The organism is Mycobacterium sp., assembly GCF_050701675.1.
GTDB lineage: Bacteria > Actinomycetota > Actinomycetes > Mycobacteriales > Mycobacteriaceae > Mycobacterium.
The window spans coordinates 1-2,957 of record NZ_JBOGDD010001118.1 but is presented as its reverse complement, the minus strand read 5'-3'; the positions used below and the strand labels follow the sequence as shown (position 1 = coordinate 2,957).

The 2,957-nt window shown below is 67.7% G+C and carries 3 protein-coding genes; all 3 read right to left on the bottom strand.

All coding sequences use genetic code 11. The features are described from left to right. Positions 1 to 773, bottom strand: a 773-nt coding sequence (locus tag ACRDUX_RS34680; protein ID WP_526421021.1) for a winged helix-turn-helix transcriptional regulator, incomplete at its 3' end; no start/stop codon positions are given. Positions 774 to 809: 36 nt separating this feature from the next. Further along, positions 810 to 2,327, bottom strand: a complete 1,518-nt coding sequence (locus ACRDUX_RS34675) for a carotenoid oxygenase family protein (protein ID WP_526421019.1) — start codon at positions 2,325 to 2,327, stop codon at positions 810 to 812. Between the two features lie 3 nt (positions 2,328 to 2,330). Continuing rightward, the coding region (locus ACRDUX_RS34670) for an acetyl-CoA acetyltransferase (RefSeq protein WP_526421017.1) at positions 2,331 to 2,957 on the bottom strand (627 nt) is incomplete at its 5' end.

Sequence of the window (2,957 nt, the reverse complement as noted above, 5' to 3'; positions counted from 1 at the left end):
TTCCCGCACAGGGTGTGCCGCAATAACACGGCCGGACCCTCCGGCGCGGCGAACCAGCGCTGCGCCCATTGCAGCGCGGTGATCAGAACGGGAAAGACGGCGCGGCCCTTCTCCGTGAGCAGGTACCGGCCGCCGTTGGACGTCAGCACGCCTCCCGCGGTGAAGATCTGCAGCCGGTCGGCCAGTGAGCCGGACGGGGCGCCGAGTTGCCCCGCGAAGTCGTTGAATCGAGAGGTGCCGACGAAGGCCGCGACCAGCAGGGCGAATGCCCACCGGTTGCCGAGGATGCCCATGGTCTCGGGGAAGATCCCGGCCCGACCCGACGCCGACCGGCGCCGCGTCGACTGGACCGGCATCGAGCGCGGCCAGGACCCGCTCGGCCCCCACGTCGCGGTCAGCTCCTTCTCCGTCACGACCGCTGCGCAGGCCTGGCACGTGACCAGCGGCGCGAAGTCCGCGTCACAGCCGACGTGGCGCATCGCGGGCAGGCGCTCGGCGTGGTCGGGCACCCAGCGGCGTTCCCATTCCCAGATCGACGTCAGGACCGGCCAGAGCGAACGCCCCTGCGGCGTCAGCACGTATTCGTACCGCGGCGGCCTTTCCGAATACCTGCTGCGGGTCAGTAACCCGTCGTCAGCCATCGCGGCCAGTCGGCGGGTCAGTACCGCGTGCGAGATCGGCAGGCGCGCGGCGAAGTCTCCGTAGCGGGTCACACCGAGCAACGCCTGCTGGGCGATCAGCAGCGTCCACTCGTCACCAAGCACGCCGAGCATCCGACCCACGGCGTTGACCCCGCCTGGCTGGTTCAACTACAGGCCGATCGCTTCTGCGGCGGTGTCGGTCTCCTGCCAGCGGCGCAGCTCAGATCCTGGCGCCCACGTCGAATGAGTTCCGCTGGAAACCCGTTCGGGCAGAGCCAGTTTGCACACGGGACCGTCGGACATCCTGGCTGCGTCGAACACTAGGCAGTAGGACGCGTCGGCATTCATGTCGGTGGTGATGGTGACCAGGTAACCGTCGTCCTCGGCCGTGCTGCCGACTCGCGGCGCCATGGCGGTCTCGCTGCCGTAGATCCCGTCGTCGAACGCGAACCGCTCCTCGGCGCCGGTCTTGAGGTCGTGCTTGACCAGGCCGTCGAACATGAACCAGCCGGGCTTGCCCGTTGCGGCGTAGGCGTAGCGGTAGTGGAGGCCCGCCCGCGCGGGGTTGATCATGCCGAATTCGGTGATGCTGTCCGACAATTGCTCCTCGCGCACCGCGCCGGTGACGAGGTTGAACCGCCAGCGGTGCAACCGGGTCTGCATCCTGTCCATGGCCAGGAATCGGAAGATGCGTTGCCACTTGTCGCCAAGCCCGTCGTCGGCGGGTTCCGGATCGCCCTGAAAGAACCCGTCGAGCACGATCTCGTCGCCGTCCTCGTAGGCGTTCGGGAAGTGAAGCACGTAGGTCGGGTCGGCCTCGAACCACCTGATCTGCGACGTGTCGCCGCGACGCGGAATGACGGCGAAGCGTGTCGGCACGTCGCGGTGGAAGCGCGGTAGGTGCACGTTGTGTTCCAGCAGAGTCGGATCCCAGAACAGCGGAAAGTCGTTGAGGATCACATAGTTCTCGGTGAACGCCATGTCGTGTGGCAGGCGGGGTCCCGGCAGCGGTACGTCGACGAAGTGCACCAGCGCCCCCGCGTCGTCGACGACGCCGTAGTGCATGTAGGGCGCCTGCTTCGAATAGTTGAAGAACAACAGCTCGCCGGTTCTGTCGTCGACCTTGGGATGCGCTGACACGCCCCAGTCGAACGGGAAGGCGCCGTGCCAGTCCTCCTTGCCCAGCGTCTCGCCGGAGCAGGGGTCGACCCGGTACAGGTCACCGCATTGATAGTGGCTGGTGAGCGCGGTACCGCGGTGCACGACGACGTCGGTGGACGACGGGTCCTTCATCAACGTCCTTGCGCCCCAGCCGTAGTCGCGGCGGGCCAACTCGACCGGCTCCGCGATGCCCGGCCACAGCGGGCCTGCCGCGTCGTTCTCCTCGGCGAAACCGTCGGTGCGGACGAACCTGTTGCGGTAGAACGCCTTTCCGTCACGGAATCCGACGACGTGCACCATGCCGTCGCCGTCGAAGGGGTGGTATGCCTTGAGCGCCGGATGCAGGGGGTTCTCGGTGTTGCGCAGGTACACGCCGTCGAGGTCGGTCGGGAGCTGGCCTTCGACGACGGTCAGGTCGTCGGCGTCCCATTCGGTGGTCTGCGGCCGCCATGGCCCGGTGCGGTACGGGTGGTCGTCGTCCTCGGGCAGCGTGGACAGGAACTTGCCGATTACGTCTACGTGCATGGCTTACTCCTTGGCCGAGCCGACGACGAAGCTGACCGTGGTGGCCGTGCTGCCACCGAAGTTCAGCGTCCCGAATGTCCTTGCGCCGTCGACCTGATAGTCGCCGGCGGTGCCGCTGACCTGTTTGGCGGCGTCGAAGAGCATGCGCACCCCTGAGGCACCGACGGGATGGCCTCCGCCGATCAGGCCGCCGCTCGGGTTGATCGGCAACCGCCCGCCGATCTCGATTTCGCCGTTCTCGATGGCCTTCCACGATTCACCGGGACCGGTCAGCCCGATGTGGTCGATGGCGAGGTACTCGCTGGGGGTGAAGCAGTCGTGCAGCTCGATGCCGTCGAGGTCCTCGAGTGTGACGTGGGCGCGGTCGAAGGCGTCGAGGACGGCGCCGCGGACGTGCGGCATGACGAACGGACCGGCCGCCGAGCGCTCCAGTTTCTGCTGCAGGCCGAGGCCGACGGTGCGGTGCCCCCAGCCCTCGATGCGGCCGATGGGCTTGGCATCGGGGTGATCGCGCAGGTAGTCGTCTGTGACGAGCACGACGCCGCACCCGCCGTCGGTCATCTGGCTGCAGTCGAACCGGCGGATCCGTCCCTCCACGATCGGGTTCTGCACGTCGTCGTCGGTCAGCGG

Bases quoted from the DNA above. Each gene is read 5' to 3' on its own strand.
- ACRDUX_RS34675 (WP_526421019.1), bottom strand. From the start codon at position 2,327: ATGCACGTAGACGTAATCGGCAAGTTCCTGTCCACGCTGCCCGAGGAC.